At 75.7% G+C, this 478-nt stretch carries 1 protein-coding gene; it reads left to right on the top strand.

What is annotated here, in order from left to right; translation table 11 throughout:
* Positions 1-478, top strand: a 478-nt coding sequence (locus GUY59_RS47185; protein ID WP_236668185.1) for a GDSL-type esterase/lipase family protein, incomplete at both ends; no start/stop codon positions are given.

Below are 478 nucleotides of genomic sequence, written 5' to 3'. Positions count from 1 at the left end.
CCGGTGACCACGCCGCCGACGAGGGCTCGGGGGCGTTCACCGAGGAGGTGGCGCTCTGGCACTGGCTGGACGCGCTGACGGTCACCGCGCCCACCTCCGTGTCGACCGTGGCGGTGCTGGGAGACTCGATCGCCACCGGGGTCGGCTCGGAGACCGGCCACGGCTGGGTGGACCTCCTCGCCGACCTGGCCGTACAGGGATCCCCCCCGCTGGCCGTGGTCAACGAGGGCGTCTCCGGTGGTCGCGTGCTGGCCGCGGGCACCGGCCGATCCGCCGAGAGCCGCCTGACCGCCGAGGTGCTGACCAGGCCGGGCATCGGCGCCGTGATCCTGCTGGCCGGGCTCAACGACCTCGGGGCGGGCGCGCGGGCGGACGACCTCATCGCCGCGTACGGCCGCATCGCCGCGACCGCGCGCGCCGCCGGTGTCCGCGTGATCGGCGGCACGCTCACACCGTACGCAGGCGCCGAGTACCACAC

Source organism: Nonomuraea sp. K271, assembly GCF_009908215.1.
GTDB classification, from domain to species: Bacteria; Actinomycetota; Actinomycetes; order Streptosporangiales; family Streptosporangiaceae; genus Nonomuraea; species Nonomuraea longispora.
The sequence above is the reverse complement of the archived record's forward strand: the minus strand, read 5'-3'. Positions and strand labels throughout refer to the sequence as shown.